The 394-nt window shown below is 46.2% G+C and carries 1 protein-coding gene; it reads right to left on the reverse strand.

Going from position 1 to position 394, the window contains the following annotated elements:
* Window positions 1-339: hypothetical protein (locus J0A66_RS21915; protein ID WP_206575962.1), on the reverse strand; the 339-nt coding region annotated here is incomplete at its 3' end.
* Between the last annotated feature and the right edge of the window lie 55 nt (window positions 340-394).

Here is a 394-nt window from a genome sequence, read left to right on the forward strand (position 1 = left end):
GACCAGCCGATGCGATTGACTAAAAAGATACAAGCAGGCAGCGCCACTGAGTAAAGCCGTAGCAATAAAGAAGATTCTGTCATTGCCGTCAAGCACCAGGCTCAGTAGCACCGACGGTAAACACAATATCAACATAATCACCGCCAATAAGCTTGTCATCACACCTCTTTTGGTGTGCAAACTTATTTGCGTGCCATCAGCACTCAGGCGAAACAGCTTCTTCAGCATCTTTGGCAAGGAATGGGTATTCATGTCTGGCTCAAAATAATCAACAGGTGGGTCATCTAAACAGCAGGTGCACGCCTTGTTGTTCAGCCAGGCTGAGAGGGGTAGCTCCATGCTAAAAGCACCTCAAGCTTACATACTAACAAAGAGGCACAAGTAAGATATTGAT

Source organism: Bowmanella dokdonensis, from assembly GCF_017254865.1.
Taxonomy (GTDB): domain Bacteria; phylum Pseudomonadota; class Gammaproteobacteria; order Enterobacterales; family Alteromonadaceae; genus Bowmanella; species Bowmanella dokdonensis.